General features: G+C 41.9%; 14 protein-coding genes and 1 tRNA gene. 11 read left to right on the top strand and 4 right to left on the bottom strand.

Going from position 1 to position 14,988, the window contains the following annotated elements; all coding sequences use genetic code 11:
• Positions 1-9 precede the first annotated feature (9 nt).
• The 8 genes from EPD17_RS03635 (at position 10) to EPD17_RS03600 (ending at position 10,071) form a co-directional block, all read left to right on the top strand.
• Entirely contained in the window at positions 10-981 is a 972-nt protein-coding gene (locus EPD17_RS03635) for a recombinase family protein (RefSeq protein WP_132051843.1), read from the top strand.
• A 149-nt stretch (positions 982-1,130) separates the two neighbouring features.
• On the top strand, positions 1,131-2,474 hold the full coding sequence (locus EPD17_RS03630) for a site-specific integrase (RefSeq protein ID WP_165929512.1): 1,344 nt from the start codon (positions 1,131-1,133) through the stop codon (positions 2,472-2,474).
• A 179-nt stretch (positions 2,475-2,653) separates the two neighbouring features.
• On the top strand, positions 2,654-2,992 hold the full coding sequence (locus EPD17_RS03625) for a helix-turn-helix domain-containing protein (RefSeq protein ID WP_132051839.1): 339 nt from the start codon (positions 2,654-2,656) through the stop codon (positions 2,990-2,992).
• 358 nt (positions 2,993-3,350) lie between these two features.
• Positions 3,351-4,556, top strand: a complete 1,206-nt coding sequence (locus EPD17_RS03620; protein WP_132051838.1) for a hypothetical protein — start codon at positions 3,351-3,353, stop codon at positions 4,554-4,556.
• A 78-nt stretch (positions 4,557-4,634) separates the two neighbouring features.
• Entirely contained in the window at positions 4,635-5,231 is a 597-nt protein-coding gene (locus EPD17_RS03615; RefSeq protein ID WP_132051837.1) for a hypothetical protein, read from the top strand.
• Between the two features lie 142 nt (positions 5,232-5,373).
• Positions 5,374-7,083 (top strand): ATP-dependent nuclease, encoded by a 1,710-nt coding sequence (locus EPD17_RS03610; protein ID WP_132051836.1) that lies wholly within the window; start codon positions 5,374-5,376, stop codon positions 7,081-7,083.
• A gap of 109 nt (positions 7,084-7,192) precedes the next feature.
• A complete protein-coding gene (locus tag EPD17_RS03605) occupies positions 7,193-8,998 on the top strand; it encodes an HsdM family class I SAM-dependent methyltransferase (RefSeq protein WP_132051835.1) in 1,806 nt (601 codons plus the stop codon).
• Positions 8,998-10,071 carry a BsuBI/PstI family type II restriction endonuclease gene (locus EPD17_RS03600; protein WP_132051834.1) on the top strand — a complete coding sequence of 358 codons (1,074 nt, stop codon included), beginning with the start codon at positions 8,998-9,000 and terminating at the stop codon, positions 10,069-10,071. Before EPD17_RS03605 ends, EPD17_RS03600 begins: the two co-directional genes overlap by 1 nt.
• Before the next feature lie 107 nt (positions 10,072-10,178).
• Here EPD17_RS03600 and EPD17_RS03595 read toward each other — a convergent pair.
• Positions 10,179-10,250: transfer RNA gene (locus EPD17_RS03595), tRNA-Arg, on the bottom strand.
• Between the two features lie 144 nt (positions 10,251-10,394).
• On the opposite strand from EPD17_RS03595, the gene EPD17_RS03590 reads away from it, so the two are divergent.
• Positions 10,395-11,057 (top strand): tetratricopeptide repeat protein, encoded by a 663-nt coding sequence (locus EPD17_RS03590; protein WP_132051833.1) that lies wholly within the window; start codon positions 10,395-10,397, stop codon positions 11,055-11,057.
• Positions 11,058-11,213: 156 nt separating this feature from the next.
• Here EPD17_RS03590 and EPD17_RS03585 read toward each other — a convergent pair whose 3' ends face one another.
• From EPD17_RS03585 to EPD17_RS03575, 3 genes are all read right to left on the bottom strand, one after another.
• Positions 11,214-11,693 (bottom strand): SRPBCC family protein, encoded by a 480-nt coding sequence (locus EPD17_RS03585; protein WP_132051832.1) that lies wholly within the window; start codon positions 11,691-11,693, stop codon positions 11,214-11,216.
• Between the two features lie 119 nt (positions 11,694-11,812).
• Complete coding sequence (locus tag EPD17_RS03580) at positions 11,813-12,325, bottom strand: YMGG-like glycine zipper-containing protein (RefSeq protein ID WP_204743279.1); 513 nt, start codon at positions 12,323-12,325, stop codon at positions 11,813-11,815.
• 267 nt (positions 12,326-12,592) lie between these two features.
• The gene (locus EPD17_RS03575) at positions 12,593-13,270 is read right to left on the bottom strand and encodes a DUF4197 domain-containing protein (protein WP_132051831.1); all 678 of its coding nucleotides are present in this window, start codon (positions 13,268-13,270) and stop codon (positions 12,593-12,595) included.
• 157 nt (positions 13,271-13,427) lie between these two features.
• Between EPD17_RS03575 and EPD17_RS03570 the strand changes: the two genes are divergently transcribed.
• Positions 13,428-13,640: a hypothetical protein gene (locus EPD17_RS03570; RefSeq protein WP_114237070.1), complete on the top strand. Its 213-nt coding sequence runs from the start codon at positions 13,428-13,430 to the stop codon at positions 13,638-13,640.
• 321 nt (positions 13,641-13,961) lie between these two features.
• Positions 13,962-14,909 (top strand): YjgN family protein, encoded by a 948-nt coding sequence (locus tag EPD17_RS03565; protein WP_132051829.1) that lies wholly within the window; start codon positions 13,962-13,964, stop codon positions 14,907-14,909.
• Positions 14,910-14,988 lie beyond the last annotated feature (79 nt).

The raw sequence follows: 14,988 nt of genomic DNA, 5'->3' as shown, positions 1-14,988 counted from the left end.
AAGGCATTCATGTGGAAGGCAATGGAACAAGTTTCCAATGAAGAGGCAAGACAAAGACTGGCAAAGCTAGGGCTCAGGATTTCCCATCAACAGATGTCTTCCATTTTTCGCAATCCATTTTATTGTGGTCTGCTATCGCATAATCTGCTGGAAGGACAGGTGGTAGAAGGAGCTCACGAAAAGCTCATTTCAAAAGAGGTCTTTTTAAAAGTGAATGAAGTGCAGAAGCGAAATGCTTATGGCTATACGACCACAGAAGAAAACGATGCTATCCCTTTAAAACGATTCTTACGCTGTGAAACCTGTGGCTGCTTTTTGAGAGGCTATTTGGTAAAAGCAAAGGGTATTCATTATTATAAATGCAATACCAAAGGCTGCAACTGCAATAGGAATGCTGAAGAACTTCATGATCAGTTTACTCATATCCTGGAGCAATACTCTTTAAATTCCAGCTCTTTAGCACCACTTATTAAACAGCAAACACTGGCAACTTACTTTAAGTTAACCGAAGAAGGAGAGGATGATGCGTCCATTTATGAAAACAGGCTGAAAGAGATTGATCACAACATTGAAAGACAAAAAACAAGGCTCAAAAAGGAAGAAATACCTTATGAGCTTTACCTGGAATTTGTGGCGGATTTTGAAAAAGAAAAGAAGAAAATAAAGGAAGAATTGACACCAGGCTCACAAGGGGTGTCGAACCCTGAATTGTGTGTTGAATTTGCCGTTACTTATTCCAGCAAACTCGCTCCGGTGTGGAGTTCTGCGAGTTACACCGATAAACAAAGGCTTCAATTTTTGCTCTTTCCGGAAGGAATTTTCTATAACCGGGCGGAAGACAGGTGTCGAACCACAGGGCTAAATGATGCTTTCGCCTACTTTGCAGTCCAGGAGCGGCTTTTACAGAAAAGTAAAAGCCGCACTTCTCTGAAAAATTTCGAGAGTGCGGCTTGGGTAGCCCCGCCAAGACTACATCAATGATAAATAGTTTCTTGATTTTTCCTGTTATTTCCAATCTACAGCCCTATTCTATTATATTTCAATGCTTTGACTAGGGAATAATGTTCAGATTTTTAGAAAAAAACACCCCCATTTTGTTTTACCTATGTTTTACCTCATACCTTTATTGGATGAAACTGCCAAAGCTGAAAACCGTACTTCGGGAAGATAAATTGCTTTCCAATGGAACATTTCCCCTATTTATACGAATAACATATAATCGCAAATCAATCTATGTCTCAGTTGGTCATGGCTGTTTAATATGCGAATGGAATGGAGGCGGTGAACACCTATGGGAAGTGAAACCGAAAATCACTACAAAGCAAAAGGGTGAACTCAGTAAGGAGCAGTTGGAAAAGCTAAAAAAACAATATCAGGATGCAACGGTAAACCCTCAGGCTAAGACAATCAATAGAGCTATTGAAAACCTGCTTACAAAGATTGATAAGATAATCAAAAGGCTAGATGCCAATGGTGAAAGCCTTGATGTCCAAAACATAAAAAAGGCCATGAAACCTGTAATTGAGGAAAAACCGAAGCAGGTTAGCTTCATTAGCTTCTTTAAAGAGGAACTGAAGCTAATTGAAGCTGGTAACAAATACAACACCTACAGAAATTACAACGGAACACTTAACCTTATAAATGAACAATATCTGAAGGGTAAAGATTTGGCTTTCAGCGATTTCAACCTTGACTTCTTACAAAAATTTGAAATTTACCTGAAAAACCGAACTATCAAGACGGATAGAAGCTATAAAACAGATTCGATCCATAAGCACCTGAAAAACCTTAGAGCAATATACAATAAGGGGGTAAAGAAGGGATTTGTTGATTACAGTAAAAACCCGTTTCTGCTACATAGGCTCAAATTGGATAAACATAAAAGGAAGGAGCGATTAACCGAAAATGAGATTAATCTCCTGCAAAACGTTGAACTTAGAAAAGGTACGCGGCTGAATGATGCACGAAATATATTTCTGTTTGCTTTTTATCATGCAGGCATCAGGATTGGTGACTTGCTACAACTGAAGTGGGATTACATAGTAGATGGAAGATTAGAATACGAAATGGATAAGACTGGAAAGCCGGTATCAATGAAGATATTACCACCTGCCATGAAGATCATTGATGAATACAGGGAATCTAATCATGGTGGCGCATACATTTTCCCTTTCTTCACACATGAACTAAACCCTAACAACGAACAGTTTGTATCCAAACAGGTGCAAGCAAAAACAAGTTTAATTAATAAGTGTCTGAAGCAGATTGCAGCCACAGCAGGTATTGCAAAAAACCTATCTACGCACATAGCAAGGCACACATTTGCAGATTTAGCAAGGAAGAAAGGTACGGGAATGCATGACATTAAAAATTTGCTGAGGCACTCCCGCTTAAATACAACAGAGGGGTATATGGCAGGCTTTGATTATGATAGCCAAGATACAGCACACGAAAACATTATTGGAAGCCTTTAAACTGTTCTAACCCGACAAAAAGTAGCAAAGCACTACCGTTTCCAACCCTTGCTAATATTTTTGGTAATTAATTCCAAGAAAATTCTACCTTTGTATCCTCATCTAGAGGAGGCAATGCTATTAGGCATCTGCCATCTTTCCTCAAAATCGCACATCCGAATTGCAGTAAATGTTATTAAATGGTAACAAAGTACCACTGTGCGAACAATTCAAACAATCAAGCTCCCGATTTTATTGTCGTTAGTCAGGAATGGCTTTCCGAAAAATTTTCTGTGTTCAGTAATCAAATTGATTCCTTGAAACAGCAGCTTACAACCTTAGAAATAGGTGGAATTGAAAAACGTTACACGTTTGAGGAAGCTATGGCAATTCTTGATGTATCAGACAAAACGCTAAAAGGCTACTACAAAAAAGGCTGGATAGGCTACACTGAAGTTGGAACAAAAAAATACTTCAAAGAATCAGATATAGAAGATTTTTTCAACAGGTTTTACATCCCGAAGAAAATCGGTAGCTAAATTCTAAATGCCTAGCTTCTAAGGAAAGATCGCAAACAGAAAATCGCTTGATCGCTAAACATTAAGCGTATTAGCAATGCGAACTCATTGTAATCTACTTACAGCCAAGCAAGTATCGGTAAACTTTGGAATTGAGCTGAAAACGGTACTGGAAGATTTAATAAACGATAAAATTCCATTTATCAGGAAGGCTAATGGGTTATTCTTTTCTTCAGAAGAATTAGCGCAATGGATAAAACTTCGATAAGGTTGAAACTGAATGGGAGGCGCGGCACCCGTGCCTTTCATTGTATGTTAGAAAAATCGCAAATGAAGATCGTACAAGACACTGCTATAGTGGTTCTACAGCATTGTAAAAATGGCATTGGCATTTGTTGATCAGATTGCCGGAGAAGCAATCATAAATGACTATGAAAGTTGGAAAAGTAAGGTATACGAAAACACCGGGATGGAGTTTGGGGATAGCTATGGAGATGTAACAGGTAGGCTTTTGTATGATATAGAAACAGATAGTCAAACTAGCAGAACTTCTTCTTTTAAATATCAGGGTTCAGAACTAAAACTTACTAAGAAAGAAAATAGATTTACCGGAACAACTGAATATAGGCTTCGAATTAAGGCAAATCCATCAGCCATCTACTTTGGTGGCAATAATTACCGCAATATTCCTTTTGCTGCATTTAAAGCGTTATTATCTGACTTTGCAACATCTCTACATCTTGATCTCAACAAAATCAGGATCACAGCACCTTTCGAACCATCCATCACGGTGGCCCTTCAACCCCTTGATTTTATAATTTCTGAGCAAAAATTGAAGGGGAGGCTAGTTATCTATCAGGGTTCAGAACATAAAGAGATGAACAACTGGCAAGATAAATTCATGGGTTACAGGGCTAACAACGCCCATTACTGCACCAAAACGTACCTACCCTCTGTAAAATTTAGCGATCCTTCACTGAACTATCTACGGGTAGAGCTTAAGTATAATAGGATTAACACCTTCTGCAAAAGGACAAAAATCTATACATGGGCAGATTTGCTAAGGGGAGAAAGCATGTACCACTGTTACCAATTGGTACTAAAAGCGTGGGATGATACCATCATCCATGATCCAGCCCTTAGGAGAAGCAAATACTATTCTACTTACCTAAATCAAATGATCAGGAAGGGAAGCAAAGCTGATTTTTGGCTGAACGAATTTCCACTTACTGCATCTGATAAAACAAGAAAGGAAAGGATACAGGAGTACAGAGAACTGAGTTTCAGTAGGGGTGAAGGCTTGCACACCACAGTAAGAAATTGGATGATACAAGAAGGGGAAAAATTCCGAGATGTTACAACTTGGTTGACATGTAATAATTCAGAATTGAATAATCAAGAAGTAAATATTAATAATAGTTTCAATATTACAAATAACATGAAAGCACATAACGAAAAACAAATAAATTCTGAGCAGATTACAGATACCATAACGGTAACTAAGGAGATAGTACCACAAGCATTAATCAGGATGGTAATGAAAAAAGCAAAAGCAATTGAAGTAGAGAATGTGAAGTCAAGGTAGCAAGGATAAGAGTAGTTTAATAAGTATAGCATTAACCGCATTAGTAGTATAGATATTCCTTAAAAATTTAGATTCAAAATGTACAGGACAAAATATTCACCAACAATTGTAGAGAATCAGTTGTGCCTTTCCACAGCAATATTGAAGAAATTTAAACCGTTGGAATTGGAGGGGAGAAAAGCCAAGGAACTAACCTTTTACAGAGTAAATCCATTAACGGGCAACAAGGAAATAACTGCATCACTACAGGTAACATTTAATAGTGAATTTGGCAATGATTACTTGAAATTAGATTACGTGTATGGAGGTCAAGAAATTAGCTGTATAATTCATTTGCAGGCCATTAAGAGCAATCTAGGTAAGGGATTTGTATATTTCTTCATCTGCCCACAAACAGGCAAGAATTGCCGGAAATTGTATTTACATGAAGGCCACTTCAAAAGCAGAAAAGGTATAGGGGTTTTGCTTTATTATCAACAAACAGTGCCAGTAAAGGACAGAAGTGTCTTCCAAATGGGAAGAGTTAGCAAAAAGTATAGGGAGTTATTAGTTGCACAGTTTAGACCGTATTACAAGGAGTGGTATGGGCTTAAAAAAACAAAAAAACAGAACAGGGTCGAAGTGGTAGAATTAAAGCTACTGAGCTTGAAGCGGCAAATAACCAATGCCTCATAATACATATGCTTTTGGAATGAAAGATACAGTTCAATTATTAATAATGTATCCCCATCTTATACACAAATAAATTTAGGAGCCAGTTATTTCTTTGCAGCGCTTCACTACAATATATACATTAGCTGCAAACCAAGCAAGGATAATGAAACTAGCTGCACTTACAATTAGAAACTTCGGATGTTTCGACAAAGAAGGTTGCACAATTAAAATTGATGATATTATTGTTTTAATTGGGCAAAATAACATCGGCAAATCTTCCATCTTAGATGCGTATGAAGCTTTTGCATCTATGGGGAGTAAACTTCCGATAACCTTTTTTAAAGATGAAAACTCCAATAACCCAATTTCAATTGAAGGCATTTTTACGAATATTGAAGAGGCGGATACTGAAGTTTTAGGTAAGGCATGCGTTTATAATGATCTGGATTACGGTGAAGTAATTAAAGTAAAATTTGAGTGGCTAAAGCCTGATGAAAATGGTAAGAAGTACACCTATGATGGTGAAAGGGGTGGTTACAAGTTAGGTGGATCAGGTGGGTGGGATACGCTTTTGCAAAGCAGGATTCCTGCACCATTAAGAATCAGACCAACTGATACGCCTGCTGAGCTTGAGAAAGTTGTAACCGATATTTTGATTGCTGCAATTAAACAACGGGTCAAAAGTGATAACTCCAAAATAGAAGCCCTTGTACAACAAGTACGTAAAATCTCTGAACAGTACGCTATTGAAATCGAAGATGAAATAGGTGCTGCTTGTGATTCAATATCATCTAAACTTCAATCTGTTTTTCCTACTTATAGTGTAAAGTTCGTTCCTGATGGAAAGTTGGAAGCAGAGAAAATATTAGGTGCAGGTAGCCATATCCGCTTATTTGAGCACAACAGACCACCACTTCCTTTAAAAACACAAGGCTCAGGTCTGCAAAGAACGTTTCTTTGGTCTGCCATTTCTGCTTTAGCTGAAATCGGCAAATTAAAGCAAGGAAGAGCCGCACTATCTGCTGATAAGCCAAGAATTTTACTAATTGATGAGCCTGAAGCATTTCTTCATCCTCAAAGTATTAGATCAGCAAGAGAGGCTCTTTACAAGCTAGCCGAAATAGAAAATTGGCAAGTAATGGCAAGTACACATTCACCGATTTTCATTGATGTTTCTAAGCCACATACAACCATCATACGATTAGAGCGAAATGATTGTCATAGCACCAAAGTAGTATCAACTGATCGGCTGAACTTTAGTGAAGAGGAAAGAGCTAGGTTAGCGATGGTAAGAAGTTGCCATCCCACGGTAAACGAATTTTTCTTTGCTGATACTATTATCCTTGTAGAAGGTGAAACAGAGCACCTGGTATTTACAATATTATTTCAGGAAGCTAAGGTTGAAAACTTCCATGTGGTAAATTGTTTAGGCAAAGGGAACATTCAACTTTTCGCTAAGATTTTAAATCATTTTAATATTAAATATGTGGCAGTCCATGATAGTGATTGCCCTAAAGCATTGCGTGCAGATAAATGGGTGAATAATCCCGCTTGGAAGTTGAATCAAAACATCTTAGAAGTAACTTTGAACAATCCAAAAGGCGCATATTGCATTACTCACATTCCAGATTTTGAAGGATACTACTTTGATAAAAGGTTTAAAACCGACAAGCCCTTTTCTGCCTATAAACTGTTAACATCTGAAGAGTTCAAAACTCTGCCAACATATGAAGGGCTGAAAAAATTTGTTGAACATTTAATGAATGATAGCCATCCAAACAAGTATTCGGATCCAATGAGATTTTCATCTTTAGTTTCAGCATGGATTGAAGAAAAGAATCCTGAACAAAAAGATATGTGGCAATTTGAATAAGCACTGTAAGCTTCAAATCGGTTTACTTAACGGGAAATAGTTCTTGTTTCCCCATTTATTGATTCACACCTGTTTAATCAATAATTTAGAACCGGAAAATCAATCTACAATGCCAACCGTAAATAAAAAGAACTTCAGGATTAGTTTAGATGCAGTGGAGGCATGGAGTTCACCTTATGAAGCTTTGACAACCGGTAGAACTATGTTAAAAGCATGGTCAGAAAGCCTTCCTGAAGACCAACGGTTGAGTTATGGCAGAAGCTTTGTTTACTACTTGATTAAGCAATATTGGGAAAAATTCTATCCTGCATCTGATTTAAAGTTCAATTTACCAAATTTCAATGGGGAACTAAAATTCAGAAAGCTGAATGTAACGCTGCATTCGCTTGCAGAATCTCTAGGCAATTCTGCATCAAAACTCAGTTTGATTGAAGCAAATTTCCACATTGGTGCAATCTACTCAGCCACCATACCAAATAAGGTCAGAGCAGAAAAAGGCATATACTTCACTCCACCCCTCCTTACCAATCGCTTACTACAACTAATAGAACAGCAGGGAATCCAATGGGGAACTGCGCGCATTCTTGATCCGGCTTGTGGTGGTGGTGCTTTTCTAGCACCTGTAGCACTGCAAATTGTATCAAGTGTATCTGAAGATGATCCTAATCGGATACTAGCTATTTTGGAAAACAACCTGAAGGGCTATGAAATAGATTTCTTTTCAGCATGGCTATCTCAGGTTTTTGTAGAAATTGTAGTTAGTAAATACTGCTTACAAGCTAATAGAAGACTAAAATCGCTTGTTGATGTGTGTAATAGCATTGAAAGGGATTCCAAGGATCAATATGATGTGATTATTGGCAATCCCCCATACGGAAAGATCACACTGGAACCGGAATTAAGGGAACGCTACAGGGATAGCTTGTACGGCCATGCAAACCTGTATGGACTATTTACCCACCTAGCACTTCAGAAGGTAAAAAAAGGCGGCGTAATCGCTTATGTAACACCTACAGGTTTTTTAGCGGGTGAATACTTTAAAAATTTACGGAAGCTGATTTTAAGCCAAGCTTCACCAAGGGCATTTGATTTCGTTTCGTTTAGAAAAGGGGTGTTTGAAGATGTATTACAGGAAACTATGTTAGCGTGTTACAAGAAAGAGGAAGCTGGAAATCATTGGGTTGAAATCAATGAGATTCATCCGAATCAGAACAATAGTTTGGAAACAAATAACATTGGCAGGCATAAACTTCCTGTAAATGGTTCAGCGGTTTGGATTTTGCCAAGAACCCCTGAACAATCAAGTTTCATACATTCCTTTGAAAAACTGCGGTTTACCCTAAAGGATTGGGGATATGAAGTAAAAACAGGCCAACTAGTTTGGAATAGGCATAAAGATCAGCTTACCAATACTCCTTCCGAATATACTTTTCCTTTGATTTGGGCAGAAGCAATCGGTACAGATGGAAAGTTCCAATGGAAGGCTGATAAAAAGAACCATACACTGTTTTATACCTATAAACAAGGGCAAGACTGGGTACTAGTGAACTATCCTTGTATTGTCCTACAACGGACAACATCAAAGGAGCAAGATAGGAGACTGATGGCAGCATTGATACCGGAACACTTTATTCAGAAGCATGGCGCTGTTGTGATTGAAAATCATATTAACATCATTAAACCGGTTACAGCCACACCTAAAGTATCACTGAAGTTGTTAGCCGCCTTTTTAAATAGTGAAGTGGCAGATATGGTGTTCAGATGCATTAGTGGAAGTGTGGCAGTATCCGCATACGAATTGGAATCTATGCCTGTTCCTAATCCTGAAGGACTGAAAGGCATAGAAAACATGATTAACACAAATAACAGCAAGGAAGCAGTTCAAAATGCTTTCAGGCAAATCTACGGCCTATAATGAGCTTACCACCACTTCCTAGTATAGGAACTATTACTGAACGATTGCCTATTATCTTCCCTGTAGGTACCCCAAACCGGACTTATTGTATCAGGGATATTGCTTCAAGCACAGTGTTTACAATGCTTTATGTTAACGCAGTAGAAGGATCAGGTATACAGCTTGCTCCGAAGCATGTGTACCGAATGACTGAAGAGCAATCCCATAAAGTTGAAACTGATGAACGGTTAGCCTACCACCAATGTGTATTAAAAAACAACTGTAAGGTGGAAGGTGAAAGATGGTATGAGGATACTACAAGGGAACCAATTAGGGATGAAACTCTCAGAGATGGCTTAGTACAGGTTGGGGCCGCATTAATTGACACAAGTATTCCAACTACATCAGGGAAAGGTAGATATTTCCTTCAGAAAAATTTTGCTGAATTATTTAACCCTGATCTAGGTGGCGAAGAACTAGAATCCGCAGTAGCAAAATGGCAAGGAGAAAATCTATCAAAAAGCGCTTTAGCTAGGATTGCAATAAATGCAACAGGAGGAAACACACAGAATAGTATCATTGTAACTTTTCCCAACGGTGAAACTAGGCACATGAACGTAGGGGCAAGTTCTGTTATTTCTAAGCATGTAGTTGAGGTGTTTGCACGAAAATACCTAATCAGGCCCTTCGTTTTATGGTTAAGTGAAAGCGGAAATAAGAAACCGCACAGAGATGATCAATTGGCTAGCAGGTTAGGATTAACCATTGATGTAAAATTGGATTTACCGGATATCATTCTAGTGGATACAGCACCTCAGGATGTTTTAATCGTATTTGTAGAAGTGGTAGCAACCGATGGGGCTATCACTGCAAGAAGGAAACAAGCAATCTTTAATATAACGGATGCAGCCGGATTCAAAAGAAATCAAATCGCTTTTGTAACTGCATACATGGATAGGCAATCAGCAGGGTTCAAAAAAACCATTTCTGATGTAGATTGGAACTCATTTATTTGGTTTGCTTCAGAACCGGATAATCTGTTTGTCCTAAAAGAAGGTGTTATCACCTTATCTGAGTTAATTAGCAAGATGTAAATGCTATCACTCAGCCAAAATTGTTTGATTTGTTTTACCTATGTTTTACCTGCACCAATAAAAAAGTCGTAACACCTCATCAATCAATGTGTTACGACTTAAATAAGTAGCCCCGCCAAGAATCGAACTTGGATCTAGAGTTTAGGAAACTCCTATTCTATCCGTTGAACTACAGGGCCAAAAACAGGTTGCAACCGGCAATTTACAGTTGGAGAAATACCCCCCAACGACCACCAAACTCCCGGCTACTTTACGGTAGGGTGGCAAAATAACGAACATTTGTTCATACCGCAGCTTATCTTTGCCCACCTTTATTTTTGACTATGAAATTTTATAACTGGCTGATCAAATACCGCTTGTACATCGGCATCCTCCTCATTGTGCTCGGTATTGTGCTGAATGTTACCGTAAGCGGCTTTTGGCCGGTGTTTCCCCTGTACCTGGTTGGCGCCATTCTTATTTTTGGGCACTTTTTCTTTGGCCCCCTGCGCCTCATCCAGGAGCATATGGAAAGCGGCAATATGGAAGAAGCCCAGCGCATCGTCAATTCCATCAAATACCCCAACCTGCTTTATAAGCCCATCCGCTCGGTGTATTACACCCTCAAGGGCAATATGGCCATGATGAACCAGGACTACGACGCTGCCGAAATAGCCATGAAAAAAAGCCTCGACCTGGGCATGCCCATGAAAGAAGCCGAAGGCGCCTCCATGCTGCAAATGGGCATGCTGGCCATGCAAAAAAACGACCTCCGCACTGCCGAACGCTACATCCGCGAAGCCATCCGCAAGGGCCTTCCTGACAAGGAAAATCAGGCAGCCGCCTACCTGCAGATGTGCAGCCTGATGATGAACAAACGCGACATGAACTCACTGCGGGCCGCTAAAGATTTTTTCCGCAAGGCAAAGGCCTTAAAGCCCACCACGCCGCAGATCGTAGACCAGATCAAACAAATCGAAAAATATATTGCCCGCATCCCGGGTTAACCACCGTTGGACACCAACATAAAAAAATCCATCTCACCACGAGATGGATTTTTTTTATGTAACCGGCGGTAGTAATACTATTGGGCCCCTGTTGCGTCGCACTCTTGTACGGCTGGTAACGCTATTGAGCTTTTCGCCAAACTAACCATTCTGCTCCTATCCTCTTTGCAAAGCCGGCCGTTTAAAATAAGCTTCAATCTTTTGGTAGCGGAAATCAAAAATCTCCTGCAGCTTCTTTTTCACCAGCGGCAAGGCCAGGTTGCCAAAGGGGTAAAACGGAAGCTGGTAGTGCACAATATCCGTCATTTCCACGCCATCGGCCACTTCCCTGAAATGGTGCTGGTGGTGCCACAAGGCATAAGGCCCGCGCCGCTGCTCGTCCACAAAATATTGCAGCGGCACCATGTGGGTTATTTCCGTCATCCAGAAAAACGGAATGCCCAGAAGCGGCTTTACCGTGTACGTAATTACCTGCCCGGCATAGGCTTCCTCGCCAAAAAGCTGGTTGGTAAATTTCAGGTTCAGCGCATCGGGGGTAATCACCGCCAGGTTTTTGGGGTGCGAAAAAAAATGCCACGCCTCTTCCAGCGACACCGGCAATATCTGTACGGTTTGCAATGTGTTTACCTTGCTCATGTTACTCTTAACAACAATAAAGGTTCCGAATAGTTTTATGGCAGCCGTAAAGTTGGCGCACAAAAAAAGCGGAACCGAAGTCCCGCTTTTTGAAAAGCTATTTTGTTTGTTGCGTTTGCTTAATAACGGCCATCGCGTTTGTCCATACCACGGCCCACGCCATAACCTACGGCACCGCCAACCACGCCACCAATAACACCACCCACTACACGGTTCTTTTTATTGATCACCGCACCCAGTACGGCACCCGAACCAGCACCAATGGCAGTACCTTTAGCAGCCTTGCTCCAGCCTTTGTTGGCCCGGGCGGTGTTGCCCGAAGTAGAGCTCATCGAACCGCTGTTGCCGCTTGAGCTACGCGAGGTAGTGGCACGGCGTGCCGGGGCGGGACGGGTAGCGGCTACTGCTGCAGGCGCTGCTACTGCAGCGGCAACGGGGGCAGCTGTTTCAGGCATAAAACCTTCGTTCAGTTGCATCAGTTCCTGCTGGCGCTTCCAGGATTGGAACTGTGCCAAACCAGTGGTGTCTACTGCAGGAGCCTGCTGGGGCGCTGCAGTTACCGAGGTATTGGGGTTACTGGTACAAGAGGCCATTACGGCGGCAATTGTTACAACAGAAAGAATCTTTTTCATAGTAAAGTTTTTAAATAGGCGAATTAATTTGTTTGTTATCCCTCATTGTCCAATCCTGTGCCAATGAACGTGAATGAATGTTAATCGGCGTGCCTTAACAAAACTTTGAAGGTCAGGCACTTAATGTCAATTTAACACTTATAATAGCACAGTAACAATGAGCGGTATCCCGTTGGTTAGTGCATAGGAAAAGAACTGCTTGCGGACCATAAAACAGGAATAATGCCAATCAGCTGCACGGCTTGTAGCTGTGCCCATTTTTAGCAGTTAATTCCAGTTCCTGGAAAATACTTTTTGCAGTAAAACCGTAGACCGTGCCGATGCCTGGCTGCGTACTTCCCGCTCTTTTTCTTCCATTTTCCGGAACATGGTTTCACTCACCATACCGGCCATAATGGTGGGCAGGTCCAGGTTCAAACGGTTACCAGTAAGCGACGACACCGGCTTGGTAATTTTGTTCCATTCATCGTTCAATTTATACTCATCGATGGCGGCCAGCATAATGGGCCGGATGGCGCGGCGCAGGCTGTCGCCGGCAGCAGAGCGGAGGTAGTCGGTGCCCGATGTTCCGCCGGCTTTAATGAGGCGGATGGCGTCTGTAAATTTCAGGTTGTCGATGGCATTCATAAAAACGGGCATGGAGGCGGTAGCCGTTTTTTCAGCCGCGGTGCCCAGTGTGTTGGTAAACCGGTCGACCTCGGGAGTAAGGCCCAGTTGCTGCACGGTGTTGAGGGCTTTGCGCACCGGCTCGGGAAACAGGGTGGTCATAATGGCTTCTTTGCTGAACGAGCCCGAAACGCTTTGGCGGGCGCCCAGCCCCAGCATTTGCCGGATGGCGGCAGCGGCATCGCCTTCGGTAAGCATATATCCTTTGCCCAGCCCGGCGCACGACCACACCAGCGGCATCGAAATCAGGATCAGCAGCGGCAGGATGATTTTTTTCATGGAACAGAAATTTTATAACCACACAGACTAAAAAACGGTGCCCGGGTTATATGGCCTTTCGTTAAAAGAAATAAAAAGGAAGCGCCACAGGCAATTATGGGCCTGTTGGCAAAGCGTAGCGGGAGTTCACTACTTTTGTGGCACGAAAAACAGGGATATGGATATCGATCAATTCAAAACATTAACGCTGGACCAGAAACTGGCCGAGCTGCGCCACAACGGAAACCTTTTGGGGCCCTACGAACGCAATACCGAACAGGGCACTAAAATGCCGGGCGACATTTACGAGCTGCACGACTTTTGGGTGTACCTGAGCGAAGACGAAAAAACGGTGATCCCTACCCGCAGAAATCCGCTGCCGGAAGAATAATCAGACGATTGAACTTTTTGTACGGGTTTGGTAAAAGCTGCAAGGCCTTTACCAAACCCGTTTTTATTTTAAACCCAATGCGGTAAAGCCAACAGCTGCAACCAAGCTAAAACAATAGGGGCCAAGCCGCCATCGAAGCTTCCTTTTTGCAACAACATTTTCCCTCCGGTTTTCCTGCTTCACCCGCTAAGCTTCATCGGCCGCAGCATTTAGCGCAATAAGGCATTGCACTCATGTACCCGGATTCGGGCGTAAAATATTTGCGCAAATGAAATCCGCGTCCTATTTTCCGGCTCCACACACATCAAAACTAAACTGTTTATGAAAGAATTCCGTTCTTACCCTATTGCCTTTGAGGGCAGTGGATTCGACTATTTTAAGATCCAGATCGTCAACACCATTCTCACCATTCTTACCCTGGGCCTCTACTATCCCTGGGCCAAAGAAAAAAGCCTCAAATTCCTGTACGGCAAAAGCACTTTCGAAGAAACGCCCTTTGTTTTTTCGGGCACCGGCAGCGAAATGTTCCGCGGCTTTATCAAAGCGGTGGCTGTGCTGGCAGTGATTTACGGCTTGTTTTTTTACCTGGTGCTGCAAGGGCACAATGGCTGGGGCATCCTCGTTATTTATGGTGGTTTGCTGGCCCTGGTGCCGCTGGCCATCCACGGCTCGTACCGCTACCGCATGGCCAAAACCAGCTGGCGCGGCATCCGCTTTGGTTATACCGGCAACCGCGGCGAGCTGGTAAAACTGTTTTTCAAAGGCATTTTTCTTACCCTGGTCACCTTTGGCATTTACGGCGCCTGGTTTACCATTTCGCTGCGCAATTATGTGCTGGGCCATGTGCGGGTAGGCAACGCCAGATTTGTATACTCCGGCGATGGTTCCGATTTTTTCTGGATCAATTTCAAAGGCTATTTGCTAACGCTGGTTACCCTTGGCATCTATTCGTTTTGGTGGCAAAAAGACCTGTTTGAATATTATGTAAATAACCTGCGCCTAGAGCAGGAAGACGACGCGGTATTTTTCCGCTCCACCGCCACCGGCGGCGATTTTGCCGGCCTGATGATCGTGAACTTCCTCATCATGATCTTCACGCTGGGCCTGGGTTACTCCTGGGTGGTTACCCGCACCATGGCCTTTGGCGCCAACCATATTGAAGCCAACGGTTATTATTCGTTTGAACAACTGCTGCAATCACAGGCCGAATACAGCGACGCCACTGCCGAAGACATGGCCGACCTGTTGGATTTTGGCTTTGTGATTTAATAAAAGTTCAAGGTTTAAGGTCTGATGTTTAAGGTTGTTAGCCACCGTTGGTGCTCATAACTTTAAACATTAGACCTTA

It is taken from the genome of Pseudocnuella soli (genome assembly GCF_004347775.1).
Lineage (GTDB): Bacteria > Bacteroidota > Bacteroidia > Chitinophagales > Chitinophagaceae > Flavisolibacter > Flavisolibacter aquaticus.
The sequence above is the reverse complement of the archived record's forward strand: the minus strand, read 5'-3'. Positions and strand labels throughout refer to the sequence as shown.

Bases quoted from the DNA above. Each gene is read 5' to 3' on its own strand.
- EPD17_RS03590 (WP_132051833.1), top strand. From the start codon at position 10,395: ATGAAATTTTATAACTGGCTGATCAAATACCGCTTGTACATCGGCATC.
- EPD17_RS03580 (WP_204743279.1), bottom strand. From the start codon at position 12,325: ATGAAAAAGATTCTTTCTGTTGTAACAATTGCCGCCGTAATGGCCTCT.
- EPD17_RS03570 (WP_114237070.1), top strand. From the start codon at position 13,428: ATGGATATCGATCAATTCAAAACATTAACGCTGGACCAGAAACTGGCC.
- EPD17_RS03615 (WP_132051837.1), top strand. From the start codon at position 4,635: ATGTACAGGACAAAATATTCACCAACAATTGTAGAGAATCAGTTGTGC.
- EPD17_RS03605 (WP_132051835.1), top strand. From the start codon at position 7,193: ATGCCAACCGTAAATAAAAAGAACTTCAGGATTAGTTTAGATGCAGTG.
- EPD17_RS03630 (WP_165929512.1), top strand. From the start codon at position 1,131: ATGAAACTGCCAAAGCTGAAAACCGTACTTCGGGAAGATAAATTGCTT.
- EPD17_RS03565 (WP_132051829.1), top strand. From the start codon at position 13,962: ATGAAAGAATTCCGTTCTTACCCTATTGCCTTTGAGGGCAGTGGATTC.
- EPD17_RS03600 (WP_132051834.1), top strand. From the start codon at position 8,998: ATGAGCTTACCACCACTTCCTAGTATAGGAACTATTACTGAACGATTG.
- EPD17_RS03620 (WP_132051838.1), top strand. From the start codon at position 3,351: ATGGCATTGGCATTTGTTGATCAGATTGCCGGAGAAGCAATCATAAAT.
- EPD17_RS03575 (WP_132051831.1), bottom strand. From the start codon at position 13,270: ATGAAAAAAATCATCCTGCCGCTGCTGATCCTGATTTCGATGCCGCTG.
- EPD17_RS03585 (WP_132051832.1), bottom strand. From the start codon at position 11,693: ATGAGCAAGGTAAACACATTGCAAACCGTACAGATATTGCCGGTGTCG.
- EPD17_RS03625 (WP_132051839.1), top strand. From the start codon at position 2,654: ATGGTAACAAAGTACCACTGTGCGAACAATTCAAACAATCAAGCTCCC.
- EPD17_RS03610 (WP_132051836.1), top strand. From the start codon at position 5,374: ATGAAACTAGCTGCACTTACAATTAGAAACTTCGGATGTTTCGACAAA.
- EPD17_RS03635 (WP_132051843.1), top strand. From the start codon at position 10: ATGTGGAAGGCAATGGAACAAGTTTCCAATGAAGAGGCAAGACAAAGA.